This window comes from Brenneria populi, from assembly GCF_036016195.1.
Classification (GTDB): Bacteria; Pseudomonadota; Gammaproteobacteria; order Enterobacterales; family Enterobacteriaceae; genus Brenneria; species Brenneria populi.
This window is the reverse complement of sequence record NZ_JAYWTM010000007.1, coordinates 34,485-60,946: the sequence shown is the minus strand read 5'-3', so window position 1 is coordinate 60,946 and position 26,462 is coordinate 34,485. Positions and strand designations below refer to the sequence as shown.

The following is a 26,462-nucleotide window of genomic DNA, read 5'->3' as shown; positions in this document are numbered from 1 at the left end:
TAAGGAGTATAGACGTGTTGATTATTGAAACCCCTCTGCTGTTGCGTCGTGAAATCCGCCGCTGGCGTCAGGATGGGAAACGTATCGCCCTGGTCCCCACCATGGGGAACTTGCACGACGGACATATGAGGCTGGTTGATGAGGCGAAGGAACGGGCCGATATCGTTATCGTCACGATTTTCGTCAACCCGATGCAGTTTGAACGGCCGGACGATCTGGCGAGCTATCCGCGAACCTTGCAGGAAGACTGCGAGAAGCTGACCCGGCGCGGCGTCGACCTGGTTTTCGCCCCCGCGCCGGACGCGATCTATCCGAACGGGCTGGAAGAACAGACCTTCGTCGAGGTTCCCGGCCTTTCTTCTATGCTGGAAGGCGCCAGCCGTCCCGGCCATTTCCGCGGGGTGGCGACAATTGTCAGCAAGCTGTTTAATATGGCGCAGCCCGACCTGGCCTGCTTCGGCGAGAAAGATTACCAACAGTTGGCGTTAATTCGTCAGCTCGTCAGCGACATGGGTTATGACATCAGCATTATCGGCGTGCCGATCGTACGCGCGCCGGACGGGCTGGCCCTCAGTTCGCGCAACGGCTATCTCAGCCCCGAACAGCGCCGGATTGCGCCGCGGCTAAATCAGATTATGGCGACCGTGGCGGCGCAGCTGGCCGACGGCAACCGCCAGTTGGACGAGCTTATCGCGCGGGCCGAGGAGTCTTTGAGACAAGCCGGATTCACGCCGGACGAGCTGTTCATTCGCGACGCCGATACGCTGCTGCCGCTGACGGTGGACAGTACCCGCGCGGTGATCTTAATGGCCGCCTGGCTGGGCAAAGCGCGATTGATTGATAACCAGCAGGTCGATTTGACCGCATAAACCGAGGTGAGAAACCATGATACGTACCATGCTGCAAGGCAAACTGCATCGGGTTAAAGTGACCCAGGCTGATTTGCACTATGAAGGTTCTTGCGCCATCGATCGGGATTTCATGGATGCCGCGGGCATACTGGAATACGAAGCGATCGATATCTATAACGTGGACAACGGCCAGCGCTTCTCAACCTACGCAATCGCCGGCGAGCGCGGCTCGCGGATTATTTCGGTAAACGGCGCGGCCGCGCGCTGCGCCTGCGTGGGCGACAGACTGATTATCTGCTCCTATGTGCAGATGTCCGACGAACAGGCGCGGGAGCATCACCCTAAAGTCGCCTACTTCTCCGGCGACAACGCGCTGCAGCGCCAGGCGAAAGCCATTCCAGTGCAGTTGGCCTGAACTGAATAAGGAGGGCGGCGGCGGCCGTTACTCCTCCCGCCGACTGCCGCCGATCTGCCAGATAAAGGTCGGCGGCGTTTCGCTTATCTCCCAGGCGCCGATATTGCGCAATTTGTAAATCACCGGGTTATGCGACGCCAGAGTGCGCGCATTGCGCCAGTGGCGATCCAGCGCCTTATCCGCGCGGGTGTCCGACGCCCCCAGCGCATTAAACAGCTCCGTCGCCGCCCGAGGCGCCAATTCGCTAGCAATGGCCTGGGCTTTGGCCGCGTCGATCTCGGCCTGAATATTCGTCGCCTGCTCCAGCGCCTCATCGCCGCTGAAATGCGCCTCGTAGGCGCGCTGCAACGACGCCGTCGCCTGGAGAACCGTGGCTTCGACGGCGTACGACCAGGCCGCTATCTGCCCCACCACCTGCTGAACCTGCACATCGTCCCTGACCAGATCGCCGTTGCCGTGGCTGTAGACGCGCCTACGGCGGCGCACCCCCTGCGCCGCGTCGCGCGCCGCCGCTTTGGCGATGCCCGCCAGCGCGGCCAGCAGCACATGTTGATAAAACGCGGTCTGATAGCGGAAACGATCGGCGAAATCATAGACATGCTCCGCCTCGACATGCGCCTGATTAAAACGGGTAGTGCCGCTGCCGGTCAGCCGCTGCCCGAAGCCGTCCCAGTCGTCCTCGCGCCGCACCGCCTGCTGCGCGGTGCTGACGATGGCGATCGCCGCGCCGCCGGTGTCGACGCGCTCGGCGTAGACGTCGATCCAGTCGGCGAACAGCGTACCGGTGCTGTAAAATTTCTCGCCGTCCAGCCGCCAGCCGTCGGCGGCGGGCGTTACCTTAGTGTTGACGTCGCCCAGCTTCACCGCGCCGATCTCCGTCCAGCCGCTGCCGACGATCTCCCCGTCGATAAAACGGCGAAACCAGCGATCGCGCGCCGGGCCGTCCGGCGCATTCAGACGATCTTCGACAAAAGCCAGGTGCGCGCGCAACGCCTGCGGCAGGTTGGAATCCGCCTCCGCCAGTTCGATCAGCAGCTGGAACAGCTGCGGCAGCGACGCGCCCTCGCCCCCTTTTTCGCGCGGAACGCGCAGCGCGCCGAATCCGGCCTCCTTCAGCCAGCGCAGCGGTTCATAGGGGAGCTGACGCGCGCGTTCCCGCTCCAGGGCGCCGGCGGCGATGCGGGCGAAAATCGGACGGTACCTGGCGGCCAGCCGCGCGTAGTCGGCGCCTGTCGCAATCAACGGATTTATGCTCATACTTCGCTCCTTTCATCGGTGTCATCGTCAATATCCCGTTGCGTCGGCTCATGGCGCACCGCCAGCAGGAAAATAATCGGAATAATGGCGCTGAGCGACACCAACCAGAACATGTCGGTGCCGAAGCGCGCCTGCAAAATGGGCAGCACGAACAGCGCCAGCGCGCTGCCGATCCCCGACAGCGAACGGCTGAAGCCGACGCCGGTGGCGCGGATCGAGGTGGGGTAAGAGAGCGCCGGGTAGATCATCAGCTGCGCGCCCGGCCCGAAGCCCTCGGCGAACAGCCACAGCGCCAGCATGCTCACCGCCAGCACGATGCCGATGAGCGCCTGCGGCTGGCCGATCAGCGCCAGCGAAACCAGCGCGATAAATTGCAGCGCGAAACCGGCGATCGCCACGTGGCGCGACGGATATTTCCACGCCAGACGCATGCCGAGCAGGCCGCCGGTAAAGGCGAACAGCGCGTTCAGCCCCAGCGAGGCGGAGATGGTCTCAAACACCCCGGCGCCGAGGAACTGAGCCAGAATGGAGGGCAGGAAGAACGCGATGGCGGTATATTCAAAGGCGATACACACATTCATCACGCCGGCCACGATGGTGCGTTCCCGGTAGGGCTTCTGAAACAGTACGCGGAAGCTGGCCTGCGGCGGTTTCGGCTTCTCCGCCGCCGGGCGATCCGGCTCCGCCTCATGGGCATGAATGCCGTACGAATCGCGCAGAATGCGCACCGCGCTGCGCAAATCCCCCTGATTGGCCGCCCAGAGCGGGGACTCATTCATAAATTTGCGCCGCACCGCGATAATCAGCAGCGCCGGCACCGCGCCGAACAGCAGCGAGGCGCGCCACAGCCAGTCGATATGCTCTTCGGGCAGCAGAAAGTAGAGGCCGAAGATAATCAGAAAGCACATGGAGGAAGCGGCGTACCACATCGGGCACCAGGAGGCGAGACGCGCGGCTTTATTGCCTTTGCCGCTGAATTTGGAAAACTCCGCCAGATAGGCCATCGCCACCGGGAGATCGATGCCGACGCCGATCCCCATCAGAAAACGCGCGCCGATCAATACCCAGACGTTCGGTGCCAGCCCGGCGGCGATCGCCGAGACCACGAAAAACAGCATGTCCGCCATAAAGACCGAATAGCGCCCATATTTGTCGGTCAGCCAGCCGCCGATCAGGTTGCCGATAATGGTGCCGATCATGATCGAAGAGGTCACCAGCCCGGTGACCACCGGCGTCAGCGCAAACTCTTTCACCACATCATCAATGCCGTAAGAGAGCGTGGTGAGATCGTAGGCGTCGAGAAATATTCCCCCCAGCGCCAAGAACACGATCATCCGGGCATAGCTGGCGCTGTCGGTGCGGGTATTAATCAGCCGCGCCACGTCGCCGGCCGAGCGCACCGGCGTGGATAATGATGGGTTCACGCCATCATCGATAGGTAGTGTACTCATAATTCCCTCTTGCTGTGGTTTATATTATGCAGGTGATAAATATCGATTACGGCAGCCGCGCGCCCATCGCCCGAGCCTCGGCCGGCCGGGAGCCATGCTGCGCCCGCCGGTAGGCCGCGCCGGGATGCGGCGCGCTCAGCAGCGGCCCTTCGCCGAACAGTTTTTCGCGCAGGGTGCCGGGCGCGTAGTCGCGCTTAAACACGCCCCGGCGCTGTAATTCGGGAATCAGCAGCTCAACCACGTCGCTAAAGGTTTCATGGGTGACCGCATACGCCAGGTTGAAACCGTCGACGTCGGTCTCTTCCACCCAGGCCTGCAGCTCGTCGGCCACCGTCTGCGCGCTGCCGACCAGCAGCGGGCCGAACCCGCCGATCCCCACCCACTCGGCCAGCCCCTGCACCGTCCACTGGCGATGGGGATCGGCGCTGGAGAAGGTTTCCACCGCCGACTGGATGGCGTTGGTATGCAGGTGCTTTAACATCTGCTCCGGCCGGTATTGGCCGAAATCGATGCCCGTCCAGCCGGAAAGCAGCGCCAGCGCCCCTTCGTAACTCACCCAGGAGCGATATTCGCGCCATTTGCTTTGCGCGGCGTTGTCCGTCTCGCCGACGATCGCGGTCTGCAGGTTAAAAATTTTAATGGCGTAGGGATCGCGCCCCGCTTCGACGGCGCGGCGGCGAATATCCACCACCGTTTTTTTCAGCAGCGCCCTGGAGGGCGAGGCGACGAATACGCACTCGGCGTGCTGCGCGGCGAACTGTTTGCCCCGGCTGGAGGCGCCGGCCTGATACAGCACCGGCGTGCGCTGCGGCGAGGGTTCGCACAGATGGATACCGGGCACCTGAAAGAAGCGGCCGTGATGGTTGATGGGATGGATTTTGCGCGGATCGCTGAAAATGCGCCGCTGTCGGTCGCGCAGAACCGCCCCCTCCTCCCAACTGCCCTCCAGCAGTTTGTACACCACCTCCAGATACTCGTCGGCATAGTCGTAACGCGCGTCGTGGTCGGTCTGGCTGCTCTGGCCGATATTGCGCGCGCCGCTTTCCAGGTAAGAGGTGACGATATTCCAGCCGACCCGGCCTTTGGTCAGGTGGTCGAGCGTGGAGAGGCGGCGGGCGAAGGGATAGGGATGTTCAAAAGAGAGCGAGGCGGTCAGCCCGAAGCCCAGATGCTCGGTCACCAACGCCATCGGCGTGATCAGCGCCAGCGGATCGTTGACCGGCACCTGCGCCGCCTGGCGGATGGCCGCGTCGCCGTTACCGTTCAGCACGTCGTAGATACCCAGCACGTCGGCGATAAACAGACCGTCGAACTTGCCCCGCTCCAGCAGACGCGCCAGATCGGTCCAGTATGCCAAATCCTTGTACTCCCAAGAGCGGTCGCGCGGGTGCGCCCACAGTCCGGGCGACTGATGGCCGACGCAGTTCATATCAAAGGCGTTGAGCAGGATTTCACGTTGCGATGACATAGCGTTCTCCATAAATGGCGTTCAGGGCCGATGCCGTCCGTTAGCTTGAGACGCTGCGTCCCGTCGGGACGCCCCGGTGAAAAATGGGGCGGGTAACAACGGACATCGGGTATTTCCGGGGGTTATCGTTATTCGATCGAAAAGCGCGCAGCTCAGAAGGAGACGGGACATCGCGCCGGGCGACGGGCGGCGCGCAGCGCCGTCAGCAGTTGCCGCGCCACGGCCTCGGCGTGCTCCGCCACCTGCGGCAGCCCCATGAGTTCGCCGAAGCGGCCGCGCGCTGCCGGCCCCGCCACCCACAGGCGTCGGTTGTCGCCAAACGTAGCGGCGATGCCGTCGCGACCGACAGCCTGCGAATCGGCGTTCACCAGCAGGCCCAGCCCCAGCGCGTCCGGCCGGATCAGGCCGCGCAGAGTCAGATCGCGCAGCAGCGGCTGGCTGTCGGTCAGATCGGCGTGGGCCGGACCGGTGGTGACGATCAGCCGATCCGCCGTCACCGTCTCTTCGCCGCCGTAGCGCCGGCGCAGCTGCAGGATCAGGGCGCCATCCGCCGCCGCCGCCGTCTGAAGCCGCGCCGCCAGCGCCCTAAAGCCGCCATGCGCGCGCCGCTCGTCAATCACCTGCGCCGCCTGCGGCGCGATGCGGTAGCGGTGCGCGTCCCACCAACTGCGCAGATGGCGCAGAAAACGCCGCTGCTCCGCCGGCGGCCACTGCTGCCAGAGACGCTGGCCGCCGGCGCGCGCTTCATCCAACACCGCCTGCCAGGGCACGCCCTCTGCGGCGGCCCGCCGCACTTCGGCGCGTATCTGCGCCAAAACGCCGCGCGCGCCGAACGCCTCGATTGCCAACGGCCACGGCGGAGTTTCGCCGGAAAAATTCGGGCGCGATAGCAGTCCGTGGCGAGAAAACGCCAGCAGCGGACCGCGATGTCCGCGCCGGTGCAGGGCGGCGCTCACGTCGGCCATGGTCAGCCCGGTGCCGACGATCGCCACCCGATCGTCAGCGGCCACCGCATCCAGCGCCGTTTCCCGCCACGGATCGGCGATCAGCGCCGGATGTCCGGCGAGCGGGCGCAGCGGCGCGGGCAGCGCCGGCGGCGGATGGCTTACCGCCAGCACCACGGCGTCCGCCGCCAGCGTCGCGCCCCGCTCGGTGATCACCAGCCCCTCTTCCAGCCGCAGCGCCCGGTCGCGCAGATGGCGCAGCCGCGCCGGCCCCCGCCGCGCCGCCGCGGCGAACTTTTCGGCGACGTAACGGCCGAAGGCGCTGCGCTGCGGATAGACGCTGTCGTCATGCCAGCGGGCGTCCGGATCTTGCGCGAACTCCGGCTGCCGCCGATACCAGCGGTCGAAATCGCCCCGCTCCGCCTCGCAGAGATACATGCGCGCCGCCGGCACGTTGATGCGGTGCGACGGCTCCGGCGTGGAGTAGGCCACGCCCTGCCCCAGCGCTGCGCGCGGCTCCACCACCGTCGCGCGCAGCGCGAAGTCGGCGTGGCGCGCCAGATGAATCGCCAGCGCCGCGCCGCTGAAACCGCCGCCGATAATCACGATATGCGGTTCAGTCATGGCTCGGCTCCGCTTCCCGCCGCCGCTCCAGCTCGCGCACCAGCGGGATCACCTCGCGGCCGAAATACGCCACTTCCTCCTGAAAATGGAGAAACCCCAGCAGCAGCAGATTGACCCCGGCGTCCTTGTAGGCCAGGATGCGCTCGGCGATCTGGCGCGGCGTGCCGATCAGGCCGGGCTTGAAAACGTCGTTGTACTGCACCAGATCCTCAAAACCGGATTTCGCCCAGTTGCCCTCGCGCTCCGGCGAGGCGTTGCCGGCATTCTGAACCTCGTGTTGAAAACCTTTCACCGCTTCGCCGTCCGCCTGGGCGATAATCTCCTCCAGCTCCCGCCGCGCCGCGCGCTCCTCGTCCCGTGCGATGACGAAGGCGTTCATGCCGATATGCACCTGATGCCCGCCGGCCTGCGCCTTGCTACGGATATCGTCCGCCTGTTTGCGGATCGCCTCGACGTCGTTGCCGTTGGTGAAATACCAGTCCGACACCCGCGCCGCCATATCGCGCGCCGCCCGCGAGCTGCCGCCCTGGAAAATTTCCGGCAGCGGCGCCAGCGGTTTGGGTTTCAGGCTGTAGTCGCGAAAGCGGTAGAAGTCGCCGGCGAAGGTAAAGTTCGGCTCGCGCCAGATGCCCTGCAGACAGCGGATAAACTCCTCCGAGCGCAGGTAGCGCTCATCGTGGTCCAGCCAGGGTTCGCCGATCGCCTTGAATTCTCCGCGAAACCAGCCGCTGACGATATTGACGGCGATGCGCGCCCCGTGCAAATGGCTGATGGTGGCGATCTGCTTGGCCGCCAGCGCCGGGTTCCAGGGGCCGGGCAGCAGCGCGGCGATCACCTTCAGCCGCCGCGTCGCCGCCAGCAGATCCTGCGAGAAGGCGACGGATTCATGCTGGTTGTCGGCGCCGTAGCCGGCGGTGAAACGGATTTGCGTCAGCGCGTAGTCGAACCCGGCGCGCTCGGCGATTTTCGCCAGCCGGCGATTGTAGGCGGCATCCCAGCCGGTGCGCTGCGGGATCTTGCTCACCACCAGCCCGCCGGATACATTCGGCACCCAGTAAGCGAACCGCAAGGGACGTTGAATCTGTTGAACTGACATGGCGGCCTCCGTGAATTAGCTCGCGCTGGTCTGTTTATTAACCGGCCGCGTATCGCCGCCGATGGTTTCGCCGAACGGCCCGGTATTCACCTGACGCGCCTGGCGCTCCGCCGCCCCGGCGACCGGCAGCAGCGGCATCACCAGTTCGGCGAAACGATGCGCCTCTTCCAGGTGCGGGTAGCCGGAAAAGATAAAGTTATCGATGCCCAACGCCCGGTATTCGCCAATGCGCTCGGCCACCTGCTGCGGATTGCCCACCAGCGCGGTGCCGGCGCCGCCGCGCACCAGCCCGACCCCGGCCCATAAATTGGGGGCAATACGCAACGCGGCGCGGGAGCCCCGTTCTCTGAATGCACGGTGTAAGGCGCTCATACGCCGCTGGCCGGCGGAGTCCATGCGGGCGAAGATTTTCTGCGCGCTGGCGATGGTCTCCTCGTCCAAATGGGCGATCAGCCGCTCCGCCGCCGCCCAGGCCTCCTCCTCGGTTTCGCGCACGATGACGTGCAGGCGAATACCGTAGCTAAGGACGCGGCCCGCCTCCGCCGCCCGCCGGCGCACCTGCGCCAGCTTCTCCGCCACCAGCTCCAACGGCTCGCCCCAGGTGAGATAGCTGTCGATCTGGCTGGCGGCGATCTCGATCGCCTCCGGCGACGAGCCGCCGAAATAGAGCGGAGGACCGTTTTTCTGCACCGGCGGAAACAGAATTTCCGCCCCCTCGACGCGCAGGTGTTTGCCGTAAAAATCCACTTTTTCGCCGCTGAGCAGGCGGGAGTAGACGGTGAGAAACTCGTGCGTCACCTCGTAGCGTTCGGCGTGGCTGAGGAAAATGCCGTCGCCGCGGTTTTCCACCGGATCGCCGCCGGTGACCACGTTAATCAGCAAACGCCCTTCGGACAGACGGTCCAGGGTGGCGGCCATGCGCGCCGCCAGCGTCGGCGGCTGCAATCCCGGGCGTACCGCCACCAGATAACGCAGGCGGCGGGTAATGGGCGCCAGCGCCGAGGCGATAAGCCACGAATCCTCGCAGCTTTTACCGGTGGGGATCAGCACGCCGTAATAGCCGAGGTTGTCGGCGGCCAGCGCCACCTGTTGCAGGTATGGCAGATCTACCGCGCGACCGCCCTGCGTAGTGCCCAGATAGCGGCCGTCGCCGTGGGTGGGTAAAAACCAAAAAACCTTGATCTCTTGTTGTGCCGGCTGGCTCATTATGCATTTCCTATATAACAATATGTCTAATTTGTAGATAGAAAAACGAGCTTTCGTTATAACCAATGTCAGCACAATGCATGCCAAGATTTAAAAAACACAAAAATATTTAAAATCAATTAATTAATAAAAACCCCGCCTCCGTTGGCTATTGCATATGCAGCACCGCCTCCTCTCTCGCTGTTGCAAAAGCAGCATTTTCCGCCGCGGAGCACTCTCGCCCTTTGCCGGCGACTCGGATAGGATTTTCACACTGCTGTAACCATGGAGCTACTTATGCATAACCGACGCGCCTTCTCCGCCGACAAACCGGTGCTGATCGATCCCGCGTCCATCGCCTTTCAGAACGTACTGGATCAGCTGGCGCCCACCGACGCCACCGTGCTGCTCATTGGTGAAACCGGTACCGGGAAAGAGGTGGTCGCCCGCTATTTGCACCATAACAGCCCGCGCCGCCAGCAGCCTTTTCTGGCCGTCAACTGCGGCGCGCTGAATGAAAACCTGGCCGAAGCGGAACTGTTCGGCCATCAGAAAGGCGCCTTCACCGGCGCGACGGAAACCCATCAGGGCTGGTTCGAGGCCGCCGAAGGCGGCACTCTGCTGCTGGATGAGATCGGCGAGCTGAGCCCGTCGCTGCAGGTGAAATTGCTGCGGGTGCTGCAGGAGCGAGAGATTACCCGCGTCGGCTCGCGCCGGCCGATCCCGGTTAACGTGCGGGTGATCGCCGCCACCCATGTGGATCTGGCGCACGCCATCCGCGAAAAACGCTTTCGCGAAGACCTCTACTATCGGCTTAACGTCGCCTCCGTCACCCTGCCGCCGCTGCGCCGGCGCCGGCAGGATATTCCGCTGCTGGCGGAACATTTTCTGCGGCTGTACGCCCAGCGGCTGGGGCGGCCGCAGCTTCGGCTCTCCGCGCAGGCGCACCAGGCGCTAATGGATTACCCGTGGCCGGGCAATATCCGCGAATTGGAAAATACCCTGCATAACGCGGTTCTGCTGAGCCGGGAAACGGTGATCGCCCCCCAGCAGCTGCGCCTGACCTTCCCGGCCGAAACGCGCGGTGGCCCGACGCAAAGCGAAGAGCTGGACCGCGTTATCCGCCACCATTTGCAGAGCGACGCCAAACAAATTTACCGGCGCGTCACCCAGTCGCTGGTGCGCAATGCCTTCGATATCTGCAACGGCAACCAGATACAGACCGCGGCGCTGCTGGGAATCAGCCGCAATACCCTGCGCACCCAGCTGGCGCATCAGGGGCTGGTCAAGCCGCGGCGCAGCGCGGCGTCGGCGGTAAACTGGCCGCGCCGCGCCGCCGGCGATCGCGAACTGCGCATCGGCTATCAGAAGTTTGGCAATTTAGGGGTATTAAAGGCGCGGCAAAGCCTGGAGTCGCTGTTCGCCGGCCAAGGCGTCAACGTGTCGTGGAGCGAGTTCCCGGCGGGACCGCAGCTGCTGCATGCGCTGCACAGCGACGAGATCGATTTCGGCACCACCGGCGAAGTGCCCCCGATTTTCGCCCAGGCGCAGGGCTGTCCGTTGGTATACGTCGCCTATGAACCGCCGGCGCCGCAGAGCGTGGCGCTGCTGGTGGCCCGCGACAGCCCGATCGCCCACGTCGGCGAATTGCGCGGCAAACGCATCGCCGTCAACAAAGGCTCCAACGTGCACTACCTCTTGGTGCAGTTGCTCGACGAACACGCCCTGAGCCTGCAGGACGTGCGGATTATCTATGCTCCGCCCAAGTATCCGCTGGCGCCGAGCGATTATCAGGCGGTGGACGCCTGGCTGCTGTGGGACCCGCTGCTCAGCGACGCCGAACGCAACGGCGATCTGCGGGTGCTCGCCGACGGGCGGCGGCGGGTGCGGAACCAGCAGTTTTATCTGGCCCGGCGCCGGTTTTCCGAACGATCGGAAGATATTTTGCAGCAGCTATTCGCCGCGTTGCAGAAAACCGGCGCCTATATCGACGGCCAGCGGGCGGAGGCCACCGCCCTGCTTGCGACCGAACTGGGACTGCCGCGCGCCACGCTGGAGCTGGCCCTGTCGCGCCGCAGCAACAGGCCCCGTTTTATGGACGCCCAGGTTATCCGCGAACAGCAAATCATCGCCGACCGCTTCTTCGCCCTGGGACTGCTGCCGCGCGCCGTCAATATCCGCGACGCCGTTTGGCAAACCCGCTCCAGCACGCCGCCAATAATGTCGAACGATACTGAGACGGATACGCCAATGCAGGGGACTCACTGAGCGTCCGCATAAAATGCGGCCAAGCGGCAGATTAACAGCGCGCGCGATATTATTTGCAGTTTTCGGCTATGCACAGTCAAAAATCGTATTTCTACTGCCATTGTCCAAGTAATAGATTAGTTAACCATCTGTAAACCGCATTAATTGGTGCCGCGCATTTTATGCCCGACAATCGAACGACAGGCGCCATCGTTATCCGGCGGAAATCGGCGGCGGCCCGGAATTTTCCAGGCGTCAACCGTCGGACCGCGCGGTGAAACGTTTTCGGCGCGCCGTTCAGGATGCCCGGCGATGGTTAAGCGCTGTTTATATTTTGCCCGATGCACGTCCATTTAGGAGATACCATGACCGTTATTACTCTGGCCGGCAGCCCGCGTTTTCCCTCCCGCTCCAGCGCGCTTCTCATCTATTGTCAACGCTGGCTTGAGGAACACGGGACGGAGGTTATTCCCTGGAATTTGTTCAATTTCGATCCGGAAGATCTGCTGTACGCCAAATTCGACAGCCCCGGACTGAAGGTGTTTATCGATCAGTTGGCCGACGCCGACGGGGTGATTATCAGCACGCCGGTGTACAAAGCCTCTTTCACCGGCGCGCTGAAAACCCTGCTCGACCTGCTGCCGGAGCGGGCGTTTGAAAATAAAGTGATTCTGCCGCTGGCCAGCGGCGGCTCTTCCAACCATATGCTGGCGCTGGATTATGCCCTGAAGCCGGTGCTTAACGCGCTGAAGGCGCAGGAAATACTGCACGGCGTCTTCGCCGAAGACGGCCAGATTACCCACTACGACCAGACCCCGACGCTAAGCGGGCCGCTGGAGAGCCGTCTGACCGCCTCGCTGCGGGACTTTTCCCGCGCGCTGGAACGGCAAAGCCGCTTTAGCGCGCCGCCGTTTTCCCGAACCGCCTGAGCCTACGCCGGGGGCGGCATGACGACGCCATCCGCCCCGACCGTGCGGCGACGCATCAGCTGCGCAGGCCGCGGCCGTTTTCAATCAGCCACCAAGCCAGCAGGTAAAACGCCACGATAAAGGCCACCAATACCGACAGGGTAAAGACCAGCGGCACATCCTGAATGCCGAGGAAACCATAGCGAAAACCGCTGATCATATACACGACGGGATTCAGCTTGGATACCGACTGCCAAAACGGCGGCAACAGCGTCAGCGAATAAAAGACCCCGCCCAGATAGGTCAACGGCGTCAGCACAAAGGTGGGGATCAGGCTGATGTCGTCAAAGGTTTTGGCGAACACCGCGTTCAGCAGCCCCGCCAGCGAGAACAGCACCGCCGTCAGCAGCAGCGTCAACACGATAATCCACCAGGCGTGGACATGCAGCGGAACAAAAAACAGCGATACCGCCGTGACCAGCACGCCGACGCAAATACCGCGCGCGACGCCGCCCCCGACGTAACCGGCGATCGTCACGTGCGTCGGCACCGGCGCCACCAGCAGCTCTTCGATATTGCGCTGAAACTTCGCGCTGAAAAAGGAAGAGGCCACGTTGGCGTAAGCATTGGTGATCACCGACATCATAATCAGCCCGGGAACGATAAACTGCATATAATCAAAACCGTGCATATCGCCAATGCGCGAACCGATGAGATTACCGAAGATGATGAAGTAGAGCGTCATGGTGATAACCGGCGGCACCAGCGTCTGTATCCAGATCCGGCCGAAACGGTGCACCTCTTTAATCCACAGGCTCTGCAACGCCACCCAATACAAACGCATCATGCTTTTCCTCCATTGCCATTAACCAGGGCGACGAACAGCTCTTCCAGCCGGTTGGCCTTGTTGCGCATGCTCAATACCTGAATCCCCTGCGCGCTAAGCTGGCTGAATACGCCGTTTAACCCCTGCTCGCGCATCACTTCCACCTCCAGGGTGGAGGTATCCAGCAACCGGTGTTTATACCCATCGAGGTTCGGCAGCGGGCTTTTCAGCGCCAGATCGAAAATAAAGGTTTCCGATTTGAGTTTGGAAAGCAGGTGCTTCATGGAAGTATTTTCCACCAGTTCGCCATTCTGGATAATCCCGATGTTACGGCACAGCATTTCCGCTTCTTCCAGATAGTGGGTGGTTAAAATAATCGTCGTTCCCTGCGCGTTGAGTTCTTTCAAAAACCCCCACATGGAACGGCGCAGTTCGATATCCACGCCGGCGGTGGGTTCATCGAGGATCAGCAGCTTCGGCTCATGCATCAGCGCGCGCGCAATCATCAAACGGCGCTTCATACCGCCGGACAGCATACGCGCGCGTTCGTCGCGTTTTCCCCACAGATCCAGCTGGTTGAGGTATTTTTCCGCCCGTTGCAAGGCGTCATGCCGCTTGACGCCGTAATATCCCGCCTGGTTAACCACGATCTGCAATACCGTCTCGAACGGATTAAAGTTAAATTCCTGCGGCACCAGCCCCAATTGACGTTTGGCGTTAACCACGTCCAGTTCAAGATCGTAGCCAAACACCCTAACCTTGCCGGCGGTTTTGTTGACCAGGGAGCTGATAATGCCGATGGTGGTGGACTTTCCCGCGCCATTCGGCCCCAGCAGCGCGTAGAAATCGCCCGCTTCGACGCGAAGGTCGATGCCACGCAGCGCCCTGACGCCTCCTGAATAGGTTTTGGTCAACCGCGACAGTTCTAATGCATATGTCATAAAAAATGCGTTGCCTTATTATCAGTAAGTTCTACAGTTGCAATTCTTCAACTATCGTTTTTCAAACGGCGATTGTTGTCCTATATTACCTCTCTGCTATTTGTTTGTTACAGGTCATTTACTTTCATGAAAGAAATTGAAACGCTCATCGCCAATAACCAACGCTGGTCGACAACGATGGTGGAAGAAGACCCAGGCTATTTTGAACGACTGGCATTGGCGCAACGCCCCCGCTTTTTGTGGATTGGCTGTTCAGACAGCCGCGTGCCGGCAGAAAGCCTGACCAGTCTGGAGCCGGGCGAACTGTTTGTTCACCGCAACGTCGCCAATCTGGTGATTCATACCGATCTGAACTGTCTTTCCGTGGTGCAGTACGCCGTTGAGGTTCTGGAAGTGGAACATATCATCATCTGCGGCCACTATGGCTGCGGCGGCGTTCAGGCTGCGGTGGAAAACCCGGAGCTGGGCTTAATCAACAACTGGCTGCTGCACATCCGTGATTTGTGGTACAAGCATAGCTCGCTGCTGGGCGAATTGCCTCCCGAACAGCGGTTGAATACGCTGTGTGAAATCAACGTGATCGAACAGGTTTACAACCTCGGCCACTCTACCGTAATGCAATCGGCCTGGAAACGCGGCCAGAAGGTGACAATCCATGGATGGGTTTATGGTATTCAGGATGGACGGCTGCGCAACCTGGAAATCAGCGCCACCAGTCGGGAAACGCTGGAACAGCGCTATCGCCGCGCAATGTCCTCCCTTTCCTGATCGCTCATGACGCCCAGACCGGTTCCGGGCGTCGTTTCCCCGTTTATTCCTGAGGAATAACCTTGCCGACATAGGGCAGATGGCGGTAATGCTGCGCGTAATCGATACCATAGCCGACGACGAACTCATCCGAGATGGCGAATCCGACCCACTCGACCTTCACATCCACTTCCCGGCGTTCCGGCTTGTCCAGCAGGGTGCAGATGGCCAGCGATTTCGGCGAACGCAGCTGCAGGATCTCCCGCACTTTGCTCAGCGTATTGCCTGAATCGATAATATCTTCGACAATCAAAACGTCCTTGCCGCGGATATCCTCATCCAGATCTTTTAGGATCTTCACGTCGCGAGTGGTACTCATACCGCTGCCGTAGCTGGAAGCCGTCATAAAGTCGACTTCGTGCGAAACATCAATCGCTCGGCACAAATCGGCCATAAAAATAAACGAACCGCGCAATAAGCCAACCAACACCATATCGCTGCCGCTGTGGCGATAGTGTTCGCTGATTTCCCGGCCCAATTCGGTAACGCGCGCCCTAACTTCCTGTTCGGAAATCATGACTTCCACGGTATGTTTCATCATACTCATAACTCTTTGAATAAAGGTATTCTGCATCATCAGAAGGGCTCGCCCCGGATTATCGATGATGCGCCAGTGCAGACGGATAGCGCCTAAGGGCGCGCAGTATACCAGAAAGCGCCGCCCAGCCCCATCTCTACCAGTAGGAACCATTATGAACTCATCGCAGACGGACATTGATTATAAAGTTAACGCGCCGGTTTCCAGCCGGCAGTTCATCGAATTACTGGCCAAAACATCATTAGGCCCGCGGCGTCCTCTGGCCGACGGCGCCGCCATCAGCGGCATGTTGGAAAACGCCGGCCTGCTGGTTTCGGCCTGGCAAGGAGACGCGCTGGTAGCCGTTGCCCGTAGCGTCACCGATTTCCATTTCTGCTGTTACCTGTCCGACCTGGCCGTATCGGAAGAGATGCAGCACCGCGGCATAGGGAAAAAACTGATTCAGCTCACGGCGCAACAGCTCTCTTCAGGGTGCAAAATCATTCTGCTGGCCGCGCCGCAAGCGGTGGACTACTACCCCAAGCTGGGCTTTACCAAACACGATAGCGCCTGGGTCGTTCCGGCTGCGGCGCTGCGATAAAACCGCTTATGCCAGCAATTGTTAACGAATATACAAGATTGCGTTATCACAGAATAAATCTGCGTAAAGCGCATTGCAGCCTCGCCCGATTGCGTTTCTTATAGCCGAAGAGGAACTCAATTAACGAGGGGTTTATGAAACAGCTAACCAAATTATCCGCCATTTCCGCGCTGACGCTGGCGCTCTCTGCCGCGGTCTGGGCCGCGCCTGATGCGGCAAGGCCGGAAGGCGTCGGCCCAGATAGCCTGAAACCGCGGCAGCCCGCGCCAATGGCGCAGTTCCCTCATGCCGGACCGGGTTTTCCGCCGCCTATTCCGCTGTATGAAGCGTCCATTCAGACGCGCAACCCCAGCGAGGCGTTAAATAAGCTGGTCGCGAACGCGCCGAAAGGCGCGGATAAAAATTACGAAGTCAGAGTGATGGTAAGAGAGCTGCCGGCCGATCCCGCAGTAGCGCCGGAGCAGGCGGCGAATAAATAATTTGTTTACCCGCTTACGAATCAACCAGATTCGCAGGCGTTGAGATAAGAGCGGTACGGAGTACGGTATGAAAAAATCACTGACGATTCTCGTGGCGTTAAGCCTGCTGCTGCCGGTAAGCGCGTTTGCCCATCCCGGCCCCGGCGGCCCGGGTCCCGGCGGTCCAGGCCCCGGAGGCTGGGGCTGGGGACCAGGCCCCGGAGGCTGGGGCTGGGGACCAGGGCCGATTGACCGACTGCCTTACGGCGTAGAAACCGTGTTAATCGCCGGGCTGACCTACTACGTAGTCAACGGCATTTTCTATCAGCGCCAGAACGACCAATACGTTGTCGTTGAGGCGCCGCCCGGCGCCGCCACCGCGACCACCCAAAACGGCATGACCGTGCTGGACATGAACGGCGAACGTTTCTACGTCAAAAACGGTTTCTATTACAAGCGCAATATCAACGGCGAATATATTGAGGTTCCCAAACCCGCCGGATTATAAAGACAAGCACGTGGCTATGAGCCGGGAAACAGGATGGGTTGTTGGTTCTTTATGCTCAACCTGACCCGTTGCCCCGGCTCGAACCAGGTACTGCTTTGCACCTGTATGATGCGTTCGTCCAGCCTGATGCGGTAGTGGTTCGACGTCCCCATGAAGATGCGATCCTCAACCAGCGCGTCGCCTTCGGGATCCAGCGCCAGCGCGATATCATGCGGCCGAATCAGCCAATCGCAGAGCGAACCGATGGGCTGCCCGTGAGCATGCGCGGCGATGTGATCGCCAAAAATGCTATGCCATTGATGATCGCTCAGAATAGTAACCGGCAGATAGTTGCTGCTGCCCAGATAGTCGGCGATGAAACGGCTGTTAGGACGCTGATATAACGTTGCCGGATAGCCTTCCTGCACAATGCCGCCGTCGTTCATGACGGCCAGCCTATCGGCGAACGCAAAAGCCTCTTCCTTGTTGTGCGTCACGAATATCGTTACCACCTGCTGCTGTTTGAGTATCAGCCGCAGCTCGGTAATCAGATTATAGCGGACCTGATTATCGATATTGGAAAACGGCTCGTCCAGCAGCAGGATCTTCGGCTGGCAGACCAATGCCCTGGCTATCGCCACCCGCTGCTGCTGCCCGCCGGAGAGCTCATGCGGATAACGCGCCTCCAGCCCTTCCAGCTTCACCAGCGCGATCATCTCGGAAACCGCCTCGGCGATGGCTTCCTGCGGCCGACCGTACAGCCCAAAGGCGATATTTTCCGCCACCGTTAAATGGGGAAATAACGCATAGTCCTGAAAGATCATCCCCACCTGGCGCGACTCCGGCGGCGCCTGCGTCCGCCCGTCGCCGATGACCTGTCCCGACACCGCTATCGTTCCCTCGTCGATGGGAATCAGCCCGGCTACGGCCTTTAATAACGTGGTTTTGCCGCAGCCGCTGGCGCCCAACAGACAGACAATTTCCCGTTCCCGCACCGACAGGGAGAAATTACGCAACACACTATTTTGCCGATAGCGGCAGGTGATATGTTCAATGGTCAATATATCGGGCGCGTCGATCATTTTTTATTTTCCAATGCGGCATTCAGCCAAATCACAGGGAACAGCCCGACCAGCACCAGCACCATTGCCGGTAGCGCGGCCTGTTCCAACTGCTCGTCGGAGGTGAAGGTAAATACGTAGGTGGCCAACGTTTCGAAATTAAACGGCCTCAGCAGCAGGGAGGCGTTCAGCTCTTTCATGCTTTCGATAAAAACCAGCAGCATGCCGGTCAGGACGCCCCGCCGCAGCAAAGGCCAGTGAACCCGCGTCAGCATCTGCCCGGGCGCGCAGCGCAGCATCCGGCTCGCCATATCCAGAGAGGGGGAAATTTTCGCCATGCTGCTATCGATGCTGCCGATCGTCATGGCGCAGAAACGGACGCTATAGGCCAACACCAGCGCAACTATCGAGCCGGATAACAGCAGGCCGGGCAATGGCAGCGCCAGCATTCCCGCCAGCCAATTTATGCCGTGATCGAACGCGGCCAGCGGAATCAAAAGCCCGATCGCCAGCACGGTACCGGGCACCGCGTACCCGAGGCTGGCGAGACGCAGCATCGTCTTCGTTGCGCGTCCGCCGCTCAGACGGGAATAAAACGCCAACAGCAGCGAGACCAGCAGCGTAACGCCGGCGGCCAGAGAAGAAACCAGCACGCTGTTCAACGCATAATGAAAGAAAGAGGCGCTCCAGCCGCGCGAAAAATAGCGTAGGCTCCAGCCGATCAGCATCATACAGGGAATGCCCGCCGCCAGAATAATCAGCCCCCAGCAGTACCCCTGCGCCAGAATTTTATTGATTCCAGACAAGGCCGGTACGTGGCTCCGCTCCTGCCCCATACTTTTTTGATACAGTTGCTGGCGGCGACGGCTGTAAAACTCGGCCGTCACGATAAAAAAGATAAACAGCAGCATTAAGGCGGAAATCCGCGTGGCCGCGCCCAGATCGCCGTACCCCAGCCAGGTGTCATACACCGCGGTGGTCAACGTCGCCTGCGCGAAGTAAGAAACGGTGCCGAAATCGCCCAGCGCTTCCATCGCCACCAGCGAGGCGCCGACGGCGATAGCCGGCCTGGCCAAAGGGAAAGAGACGCGCCAAAAGGCCCGGTTGGCGGAGTGGTTCAACAGCCGGGCGGAGTGCAGCAGCGAGACCGATTGCTCCAGCAGCGCCTTACGCGCCAGCAGATAGACATACGGATAGAGGGTCAACGCCAGAACCACGCAGGCGCCGCCAAGCGAACGAACGGGCGGGAACCAGTAATCGCCGGCGCCATACAGAGAGAACATCTGGCGCAGCCATCTCTGCACCGGTCCGGCATAGTCCAACAGATCGGTATAGATATAGGCCACCAGATAGGGCGGCATCGCCAGCGGCAAACACAACATCCAGCGCAGCAGCCGCTGGCCGGGAAAACGATACATGGTCATCAGCCAGGCGGCGGGCAGGCCGAACGCCAGGCTCAGCAATACCGTTCCCGCCACCAACGCCAGCGAATTGAGAATGTAGGTCGGCAAGACGGTCTGCCAGAGATGGATAAAGCCATCACCACGGACGGAAAACGCCTGAAAAAAGATAGTGGCTATCGGCAACAGCAACAGCCCTGTACATAGCCAACTCCCTGCGCGCCAGCGCCGGATACCAAAACCGCTATAACTCGCCACGTTTATGCCGCACCACCCGTAAAAAATGCCCGGAACAATAAGCGATGCGCTCTGTTCATTCCGGGCATGGATTTATTCTCTTATATACCCGTCATACTTCAAGCCGTATGTGCGTTAGCTTTTCTGCAACTCGAATTATTTAGAGTATATATCTGAATATCAGAAGATTATTTACAGATCAAACTTAACCTCATCAATCAGTTTCAGCGCCTGCTGATACTCGGCGCCAATCTTCTCCAACGGTAATCCGTCAGCCTTAAAGGTTCCCCAGGAAGCCACCAGCTGCGACGGCTGCACGCCCGGCTTCACCGGATATTCACCGTTAACGTCGGCGTACATATGCTGCGCCTGGTCTTCGCTCAGGAAGCGAATCAACCGCACGGCGTTGTCGCGGTTAGGCGCATATTTCGCCAGTACCGCCCCGCTGATATTCACATGCGTGCCAAAGGCGTCCTGACCGGGGAAGTTAATATCCACCGCCTCTCCCCAGCTACGCTGCTTATCGTCATTCAGCATTCTAACCAGATAGTAGCTGTTGCCCAGGGCATAATCGCACACGCCTTCCTTGATGGCTTTAATCTGGTCGCGATCCCCGCCCTGCGGCTTCTGCGCCAGGTTGGCCTTTAGCCCTTCCAGCCACTGGCGGGTTTTCTGTTCGCCGTGATGCGCCAACATCGCCGCCGTTAGCGACACATTATAAGCATTCTTGAAAGAGCGGGTGCAAATGCGCCCTTTGTACTGCGCATCCGCCAGATTCAGATAGTCAAAGGAAGCCGGCAGCTTCCCGATGCGATCTTTCGACGTGTAAATCGCGCGCGCGCGCATCGTTAACCCGATCCAACGCCCCTGCGAATCGCGGTATTGCGATGGGATATTCTCTTGCAGGGTTTTATCTTGCAGAGGTTGGGACAAATCGGCATCGACCACCTCCAGCAGGCGGTTAATATCCACGGTAAGCACCACATCCGCCGGGCTTAACGATCCCTCCCGCTTAAGCCGTTCCACCAGCCCCGACTCGGCGTAAATGACGTTCGCTTTAATACCGGTTTGCTGGGTGAAGGTTTTCAGAATGGGTTCAATCAAATAGGCCTGACGATAAGAATAAACATTAACTTCAGAGGCGGCCTGGGCCGTGCTGCTTATCGCGATGGCGGAGAGGATGGAGCCTATCAAGAACATTTTTTTCATAAAAAACCCCGTTAAATGATAATAATTATCAAGCGCAGCGTAATTATTCACATTTAGTTACTTACCGTCACTAAATATTTACCGGAAAAGCGCGAAAACCTAACGAATGGAGCATCGGCGGCAAAACAAGAAAATTTAGTCAGGTTATCTACAATTGTGGTAACGTCTTATGACAATAATCGGAACGAGTTTACCCATGAAAAACTCCGCGCTGGTGCTGCTCCTGCTTAGTTTGATGAGCTTCTCATCCGCCAGTAAAGCGCTGAATGAATTTGAAGCAGAAGATCTCGCCGATTTAACGGCTGTTTTCGTTTATCTGAAAAATAACTGCGGCTATCAGGAGTTACCCAACGAGCAGATTCGCCGGGCGCTGCTGTCGTTCGCCCAGCAGAACCGTTGGGATCTCAGCAATTACGGCGCCTTCAACATGACCGCGCTGGGCGAGGAGAGCTACCGCGACCTGAGCAAAATTGCTATCCCGACGCAAAAAAAATGTCAGTCGCTGGCCCGTAACTCACTCGGTTTGCTCGCCTACGCCAAATAATCGTCCTCCTCCTCCGCGCTGACCGAAATTTGACCGTGCAAGCACGGTAAGAGTTAGCTATCATGGCGCGCCAATTTTCATGACAGCTAGCGCGGAGGAAGCCCGAACATGGCCCGAAAAGAGATTTGGTATGAAACCCTGCATGCCAACTTTGGTCAGCATTTTTCCATCGACCAGGTGCTATACCACCAAAAGACCGACCATCAGGATCTGATCATTTTTGAGAATGCGGCGTTCGGCCGCGTCATGGCGTTGGATGGCGTGGTGCAAACCACCGAGCGTGATGAGTTTATCTATCACGAAATGATGACCCATATTCCCCTGTTGGCTCACGGCCGGGCCAAACGCGTGCTGATCATCGGCGGCGGCGACGGCGGCATACTGCGTGAGGTCAGCCGCCACCGCGCTATTGAACAGATCACCATGGTGGAGATCGACGCCGGCGTGGTGGAGTTCTGCCGTCGGTATTTACCCAATCATAATGCCGGCGCTTACGACGATCCGCGTTTTCGCCTAACGATCGACGATGGCGTCAACTACGTTACGCGCTGCGGCGAAAAATTCGACGTCATTATTTCCGACTGCACCGACCCCATAGGCCCGGGTGAAAGCCTGTTCACCTCCGCGTTTTATCAGGGATGCGCCCGCTGCCTGAATGAAGGCGGCATTTTCGTGGCCCAGAACGGCGTCTGCTTCCTGCAACAGGAGGAGGCCGTTAATAGCCACGCTAAACTGAGCCGCTATTTCAGCGACGTCACATTCTATCAGGCGGCGATCCCCACCTACTACGGCGGCATCATGACCTTCGCCTGGGCCAGCAATAATCCGTCGTTGCGCCGGATAGGCGCGGAGACATTGCAACAACGCTTTAATGAGTCCGGTATTGAGTGCCGCTACTACAATCCGGCCGTCCATATCGGCAGCTTCGCGCTGCCGCAATATTTACTGAATGCGTTATCGGCCGCACGCTGATTGGCGCATCCATAAGGGGGTGACTTAAATTGCACAAGCTGAAACTACACGGCTTTAATAATCTGACCAAAAGCCTGAGTTTTTGTATCTACGATATCTGTTACACCAGAACGGCCGATGACCGCAATGGCTACATCGCCTACATTGATGAACAGTATAATGCCAACCGTTTGACCGAAATTCTGAGCGAAACCTGCTCGATTATCGGCGCCAATATTCTCAATATCGCCCGTCAGGATTACGAGCCTCAGGGCGCCAGCGTGACCATCCTGGTGAGCGAAGAACCGATGGATCCGCGCGATGTCGATAACTCGGAGCTTCCGGGGCCGCTGCCTAACGCCGTGGTGGCCCATCTGGATAAAAGCCATATTTGCGTACACACCTATCCGGAAAGCCATCCCGAAGTAGGGATTTGCACCTTCCGCGCCGATATCGAAGTTTCAACCTGCGGCGTCATTTCGCCGCTGAAAGCGTTGAACTACTTAATCCACCAGTTGGAGTCGGATATCGTCACCATCGATTACCGCGTGCGCGGATTTACCCGCGATGTTAACGGCGTAAAACACTTTATCGATCATCAAATCAACTCGATTCAGAATTTCATGTCGGAAGATATGAAATCGTTGTACCACCTGATGGATGTCAACGTTTATCAGGAAAATATGTTTCATACCAAGATGTTGCTAAAAGATTTCGATCTTAAACACTACCTGTTCAACGTCGATCCCGGCGCGCTGAGCGCGGAGGAGCGCAAACGAATTACCGATTCGCTGTATCACGAAATGCGGGAAATTTATTACGGCAGAAATCTGCCGGTTTTGTAATCGTTCAAGGGAGCGGCGCTCCCTTTTCTCTTCACCCATGCCGGCCCGCCTGAATTGAACGAAATTACCCCCCAAAACTCGCGCGTTTTCCCGTTGGCAAAAGAAAATTTTTTGCTTGCTTTTCGTTTTTCCCTTGCGCCGTCTGGGTTAGATCTTTGTTCAACGAATTTCCGTACATTTCCTATATATTGTATGGTTGAAATTTAAAACGCCTACATCTAGTATCTAAGACGTAGCCACCCACGGGCAATGGCTGCTCCGAGAATCGGTTAAGAGGCACAAGCCCGATAACATAACCGTTTCGCCATACTTCTATCAAGCCAAAAGGTAAATACGAATCATGCGTATTACTATTTTCACAAAGCCAGATTGTGTTCAATGCAACGCCACATGCCGCGCGTTGGATAAGCAGGGAATCGACTATCAACTGGTGGACCTAACAGAAGATGAGCAGGCATTGCGGCAGGTAAGAGCGCTGGGCTATCAGCAGGTGCCGGTGGTGATGACCGCGGACGATCACTGGAGCGGCTTCCGTCCGGACAAAATCAGCACCCTTAACCAATTACAAGCGTCCTAGGGGGCAAGATGAACCCGCTGGTCTACTTTTCCAGCCAGTCGGAAAACACCCATCGTTTCATCGCCAGGGTCGGATTGCCGGCCCTGCGTATTCCGCTGGCGATCGAACGCCCGGTACTGAAAATGGAGCAGCCCTATATTCTGGTGGTCCCCAGCTATGGCGGAGGCAGCGCCAAAGGCGCGGTTCCCTCACAGGTAATCCGTTTTCTTAACCAGCGGCAAAACCGCGACCTGCTGCGGGGCGTGATCGCGGCGGGCAATATGAACTTTGGCGCGGCGTACTGTATCGCCGGCGACATCATCGCGCAAAAGTGCCAGGTGCCCTACTTGTATCGCTTCGAGCTACTGGGTACGGCAGAAGACGTTGAAAACGTGCGTAAGGGAGTAACTGAATTTTGGCAACGACAGAATCCGTGATCACCAAACCAGCCAACGCGGAGCTGGATTACCATGCGCTGAACGCCATGCTGAACCTCTACGACGCGGAGGGGCGCATCCAGTTCGAACAGGATAAGCTGGCGGCGCGCCGCTATTTTCTCCAGCACGTCAATCAAAACACCGTGTTTTTTCATAATCTGGAAGAGAAGCTGCGCTATCTGGTGGAAGAGGGCTATTACGAAGCCGAGGTGCTGGATCAATACGCCTTCAGCTTTATCAAGAGCCTTTTTCAGCAGGCCTACGGCCATAAGTTCCGTTTTCAAACCTTCCTTGGCGCGTTCAAGTACTACACCGGCTATACGCTCAAAACCTTCGACGGCAAACGCTATCTGGAACGTTACGAAGACCGCGTCTGCATGGTGGCGCTCACCCTGGCGGCCGGAAACACCGAACTCGCCAGCGCGCTGGTCGATGAGATCATCAGCGGACGTTTTCAACCCGCCACCCCTACCTTTCTCAACTGCGGCAAGAAACAGCGCGGCGAACTGGTCTCCTGCTTTCTGCTGCGCATAGAAGACAATATGGAGTCGATCGGCCGCGCCATTAACTCCGCGCTACAGCTCTCCAAACGCGGCGGCGGCGTGGCCTTTATGCTGACCAATATCCGCGAAACCGGCGCGCCGATAAAAAGAATCGAAAACCAGTCGTCCGGCATCATACCGATAATGAAAATGCTGGAGGACGCCTTCTCCTACGCCAACCAGTTGGGCGCGCGGCAAGGCGCGGGAGCCGTGTATCTCAACGCGCATCACCCTGATATCCTTCGTTTTCTGGATACCAAGCGGGAAAACGCCGATGAGAAAATCCGTATTAAAACGCTGTCGCTCGGCGTGGTTATTCCGGATATCACCTTCCAACTGGCGAAAAACAATCAGGTGATGTATCTGTTCTCGCCCTACGATGTCGAACAGGTGTACGGCGTGCCGCTGTCGGAAATCAGCGTGACGGAAAAATACCAGGAGATGGTCAACGACAAGCGAATCCGCAAATCGCAGATTAAAGCGCGGGAGTTCTTCCAGATCCTGGCCGAGATCCAGTTTGAGTCCGGCTACCCCTATATGATGTTTGAAGATACGGTAAACCGCGCCAATCCGATTCAGGGCCGTATCAATATGAGTAACCTGTGCTCGGAAATCTTGCAGGTTAACGACGCCAGCCAATACGACGAAGATTTAGGCTACCGCCATATCGGTAAAGATATTTCCTGCAATCTTGGCTCGCTGAATATCGCCAAAGCCATGGCGTCGCCCGATTTCGGCCTTACGGTGGAGATGGCGATTCGCGCGCTGACCGCGGTTTCCGATATGAGCCATATCCGCTCCGTGCCGTCGATTGAAAAAGGCAACGACCAATCCCACGCCATCGGCCTGGGGCAAATGAATCTGCACGGCTATTTGGCCCGCGAAAGAATCTTTTACGGCTCCGAAGAGGCGATCGATTTCACCAATATCTATTTTTACGCCGTCGCCTACCATGCGCTGCGGGCATCCAATCAGCTGGCCATCGAACGCGGCCAATGCTTCAAAGGATTCGAGAACTCGCAATATGCGTCCGGCGAATACTTCAGCAAATACGTTGAACAGCGCTGGGAACCCGCGACGGAACGGGTGCTCGAACTGTTCGCCCAGGCGGGAATAGCCATTCCCACGCAGCAGGAGTGGGCCGCGCTACGCGACGCGGTGATGACGCACGGTATCTATAACCAGAATTTGCAGGCGGTGCCGCCGACCGGTTCGATCTCTTATATCAATCACGCCACGTCGAGCATCCACCCGATCGTATCGCGCATTGAAATCCGCAAAGAGGGCAAAATCGGCCGGGTCTACTACCCTGCGCCCTACATGACCAACGACAACCTGGAATATTACCAGGACGCCTACGAGATCGGACCTGAAAAGATTATCGATACCTATGCGGCGGCGACCCAGCATGTCGATCAGGGGCTGTCGCTCACGCTGTTTTTCCGTGATACCGCCACCACTCGCGATATCAACAAGGCGCAGATTTATGCCTGGAAAAAAGGCATAAAAACCATTTATTACATTCGCATACGCCAGATGGCATTGGAAGGCACCGAGGTTCAGGGCTGCGTCTCCTGTGCGCTATAAGCCATCGCTG

At 59.0% G+C, this 26,462-nt stretch carries 27 protein-coding genes; 14 read left to right on the top strand and 13 right to left on the bottom strand.

Annotated elements, in window-relative coordinates; genetic code table 11:
- The first annotated feature begins 14 nt into the window (after window positions 1-14).
- Together panC and panD are read left to right on the top strand one after the other, a co-directional pair.
- Complete coding sequence (gene panC, locus VSX58_RS10185; protein ID WP_327617964.1) at window positions 15-869, top strand: pantoate--beta-alanine ligase; 855 nt, start codon at window positions 15-17, stop codon at window positions 867-869.
- Window positions 870-885: 16 nt separating this feature from the next.
- Window positions 886-1,266: an aspartate 1-decarboxylase gene (gene panD, locus VSX58_RS10180; RefSeq protein ID WP_327613661.1), complete on the top strand. Its 381-nt coding sequence runs from the start codon at window positions 886-888 to the stop codon at window positions 1,264-1,266.
- Window positions 1,267-1,293: 27 nt separating this feature from the next.
- On the opposite strand, the gene VSX58_RS10175 is transcribed toward panD, so the two are convergent.
- The 6 genes from VSX58_RS10175 to ssuD form a co-directional block, all read right to left on the bottom strand.
- Window positions 1,294-2,523, bottom strand: a complete 1,230-nt coding sequence (locus VSX58_RS10175) for an acyl-CoA dehydrogenase family protein (protein ID WP_327617963.1) — start codon at window positions 2,521-2,523, stop codon at window positions 1,294-1,296.
- Window positions 2,520-3,974, bottom strand: coding sequence for an MFS transporter (locus VSX58_RS10170; RefSeq protein ID WP_327617962.1), 1,455 nt, complete (start codon window positions 3,972-3,974; stop codon window positions 2,520-2,522). Before VSX58_RS10170 ends, VSX58_RS10175 begins: the two co-directional genes overlap by 4 nt.
- A 46-nt stretch (window positions 3,975-4,020) precedes the next feature.
- Window positions 4,021-5,442, bottom strand: a complete 1,422-nt coding sequence (locus tag VSX58_RS10165; protein WP_327617961.1) for an LLM class flavin-dependent oxidoreductase — start codon at window positions 5,440-5,442, stop codon at window positions 4,021-4,023.
- A 152-nt stretch (window positions 5,443-5,594) separates the two neighbouring features.
- Entirely contained in the window at window positions 5,595-7,010 is a 1,416-nt protein-coding gene (locus VSX58_RS10160) for an FAD/NAD(P)-binding protein (RefSeq protein WP_327617960.1), read from the bottom strand.
- Window positions 7,003-8,106 (bottom strand): dimethylsulfone monooxygenase SfnG, encoded by a 1,104-nt coding sequence (gene sfnG / locus VSX58_RS10155; protein ID WP_327617959.1) that lies wholly within the window; start codon window positions 8,104-8,106, stop codon window positions 7,003-7,005. The genes VSX58_RS10160 and sfnG overlap by 8 nt, the downstream gene beginning before the upstream one ends.
- Before the next feature lie 15 nt (window positions 8,107-8,121).
- Window positions 8,122-9,312 (bottom strand): FMNH2-dependent alkanesulfonate monooxygenase, encoded by a 1,191-nt coding sequence (gene ssuD / locus VSX58_RS10150; RefSeq protein ID WP_327617958.1) that lies wholly within the window; start codon window positions 9,310-9,312, stop codon window positions 8,122-8,124.
- A 276-nt stretch (window positions 9,313-9,588) separates the two neighbouring features.
- On the opposite strand from ssuD, the gene VSX58_RS10145 reads away from it, so the two are divergent.
- A complete protein-coding gene (locus VSX58_RS10145; protein WP_327617956.1) occupies window positions 9,589-11,559 on the top strand; it encodes a sigma-54-dependent Fis family transcriptional regulator in 1,971 nt (656 codons plus the stop codon).
- A 140-nt stretch (window positions 11,560-11,699) separates the two neighbouring features.
- Here VSX58_RS10145 and VSX58_RS10140 read toward each other — a convergent pair whose 3' ends face one another.
- Window positions 11,700-11,891 carry a hypothetical protein gene (locus VSX58_RS10140; RefSeq protein ID WP_327617955.1) on the bottom strand — a complete coding sequence of 64 codons (192 nt, stop codon included), beginning with the start codon at window positions 11,889-11,891 and terminating at the stop codon, window positions 11,700-11,702.
- Window positions 11,892-11,903: 12 nt separating this feature from the next.
- On the opposite strand from VSX58_RS10140, the gene ssuE reads away from it, so the two are divergent.
- Entirely contained in the window at window positions 11,904-12,467 is a 564-nt protein-coding gene (gene ssuE, locus VSX58_RS10135; RefSeq protein WP_327617954.1) for an NADPH-dependent FMN reductase, read from the top strand.
- Between the two features lie 55 nt (window positions 12,468-12,522).
- On the opposite strand, the gene VSX58_RS10130 is transcribed toward ssuE, so the two are convergent.
- Both VSX58_RS10130 and VSX58_RS10125 read right to left on the bottom strand, forming a co-directional pair.
- Window positions 12,523-13,293: an ABC transporter permease gene (locus VSX58_RS10130; protein ID WP_327613671.1), complete on the bottom strand. Its 771-nt coding sequence runs from the start codon at window positions 13,291-13,293 to the stop codon at window positions 12,523-12,525.
- Complete coding sequence (locus tag VSX58_RS10125; RefSeq protein ID WP_327613672.1) at window positions 13,290-14,213, bottom strand: ABC transporter ATP-binding protein; 924 nt, start codon at window positions 14,211-14,213, stop codon at window positions 13,290-13,292. The genes VSX58_RS10130 and VSX58_RS10125 overlap by 4 nt, the downstream gene beginning before the upstream one ends.
- A 126-nt stretch (window positions 14,214-14,339) precedes the next feature.
- Here VSX58_RS10125 and can point away from each other — a divergent pair, with 126 nt between their 5' ends.
- Entirely contained in the window at window positions 14,340-14,981 is a 642-nt protein-coding gene (gene can, locus VSX58_RS10120) for a carbonate dehydratase (RefSeq protein ID WP_327613673.1), read from the top strand.
- Window positions 14,982-15,024: 43 nt separating this feature from the next.
- On the opposite strand, the gene hpt is transcribed toward can, so the two are convergent.
- Window positions 15,025-15,558 (bottom strand): hypoxanthine phosphoribosyltransferase, encoded by a 534-nt coding sequence (gene hpt / locus VSX58_RS10115; protein ID WP_327613753.1) that lies wholly within the window; start codon window positions 15,556-15,558, stop codon window positions 15,025-15,027.
- Window positions 15,559-15,712: 154 nt separating this feature from the next.
- On the opposite strand from hpt, the gene VSX58_RS10110 reads away from it, so the two are divergent.
- The 3 genes from VSX58_RS10110 to VSX58_RS10100 all read left to right on the top strand — a co-directional run bounded on the left by VSX58_RS10110 (window position 15,713) and on the right by VSX58_RS10100 (window position 17,104).
- Window positions 15,713-16,138 (top strand): GNAT family N-acetyltransferase, encoded by a 426-nt coding sequence (locus tag VSX58_RS10110; RefSeq protein WP_327617953.1) that lies wholly within the window; start codon window positions 15,713-15,715, stop codon window positions 16,136-16,138.
- Window positions 16,139-16,272: 134 nt separating this feature from the next.
- Entirely contained in the window at window positions 16,273-16,617 is a 345-nt protein-coding gene (locus VSX58_RS10105; protein WP_327617952.1) for a hypothetical protein, read from the top strand.
- A gap of 67 nt (window positions 16,618-16,684) precedes the next feature.
- Window positions 16,685-17,104: a DUF6515 family protein gene (locus VSX58_RS10100; RefSeq protein WP_327617950.1), complete on the top strand. Its 420-nt coding sequence runs from the start codon at window positions 16,685-16,687 to the stop codon at window positions 17,102-17,104.
- A 14-nt stretch (window positions 17,105-17,118) separates the two neighbouring features.
- Here VSX58_RS10100 and VSX58_RS10095 read toward each other — a convergent pair whose 3' ends face one another.
- The 3 genes from VSX58_RS10095 to VSX58_RS10085 form a co-directional block, all read right to left on the bottom strand.
- Window positions 17,119-18,165: an ABC transporter ATP-binding protein gene (locus tag VSX58_RS10095; protein WP_327617949.1), complete on the bottom strand. Its 1,047-nt coding sequence runs from the start codon at window positions 18,163-18,165 to the stop codon at window positions 17,119-17,121.
- A complete protein-coding gene (locus VSX58_RS10090) occupies window positions 18,162-19,802 on the bottom strand; it encodes an ABC transporter permease (protein ID WP_327617948.1) in 1,641 nt (546 codons plus the stop codon). The genes VSX58_RS10095 and VSX58_RS10090 overlap by 4 nt, the downstream gene beginning before the upstream one ends.
- 171 nt (window positions 19,803-19,973) lie before the next feature.
- On the bottom strand, window positions 19,974-20,990 hold the full coding sequence (locus VSX58_RS10085) for a Fe(3+) ABC transporter substrate-binding protein (protein WP_327617947.1): 1,017 nt from the start codon (window positions 20,988-20,990) through the stop codon (window positions 19,974-19,976).
- Window positions 20,991-21,186: 196 nt separating this feature from the next.
- Between VSX58_RS10085 and VSX58_RS10080 the strand changes: the two genes are divergently transcribed.
- From VSX58_RS10080 to nrdE, 6 genes are all read left to right on the top strand, one after another.
- Complete coding sequence (locus VSX58_RS10080; RefSeq protein WP_327617946.1) at window positions 21,187-21,534, top strand: YacC family pilotin-like protein; 348 nt, start codon at window positions 21,187-21,189, stop codon at window positions 21,532-21,534.
- A gap of 108 nt (window positions 21,535-21,642) precedes the next feature.
- Window positions 21,643-22,506, top strand: coding sequence for a polyamine aminopropyltransferase (speE, locus tag VSX58_RS10075; protein WP_327617945.1), 864 nt, complete (start codon window positions 21,643-21,645; stop codon window positions 22,504-22,506).
- A gap of 29 nt (window positions 22,507-22,535) precedes the next feature.
- Complete coding sequence (speD, locus tag VSX58_RS10070) at window positions 22,536-23,330, top strand: adenosylmethionine decarboxylase (RefSeq protein WP_327617944.1); 795 nt, start codon at window positions 22,536-22,538, stop codon at window positions 23,328-23,330.
- 340 nt (window positions 23,331-23,670) lie between these two features.
- The gene (gene nrdH / locus VSX58_RS10065; RefSeq protein WP_327613683.1) at window positions 23,671-23,907 is read left to right on the top strand and encodes a glutaredoxin-like protein NrdH; all 237 of its coding nucleotides are present in this window, start codon (window positions 23,671-23,673) and stop codon (window positions 23,905-23,907) included.
- A gap of 8 nt (window positions 23,908-23,915) precedes the next feature.
- The gene (gene nrdI / locus VSX58_RS10060; RefSeq protein WP_327613684.1) at window positions 23,916-24,323 is read left to right on the top strand and encodes a class Ib ribonucleoside-diphosphate reductase assembly flavoprotein NrdI; all 408 of its coding nucleotides are present in this window, start codon (window positions 23,916-23,918) and stop codon (window positions 24,321-24,323) included.
- Window positions 24,302-26,452 (top strand): class 1b ribonucleoside-diphosphate reductase subunit alpha, encoded by a 2,151-nt coding sequence (gene nrdE, locus VSX58_RS10055; protein ID WP_327617942.1) that lies wholly within the window; start codon window positions 24,302-24,304, stop codon window positions 26,450-26,452. The genes nrdI and nrdE overlap by 22 nt, the downstream gene beginning before the upstream one ends.
- The last annotated feature ends 10 nt before the right edge of the window (window positions 26,453-26,462 follow it).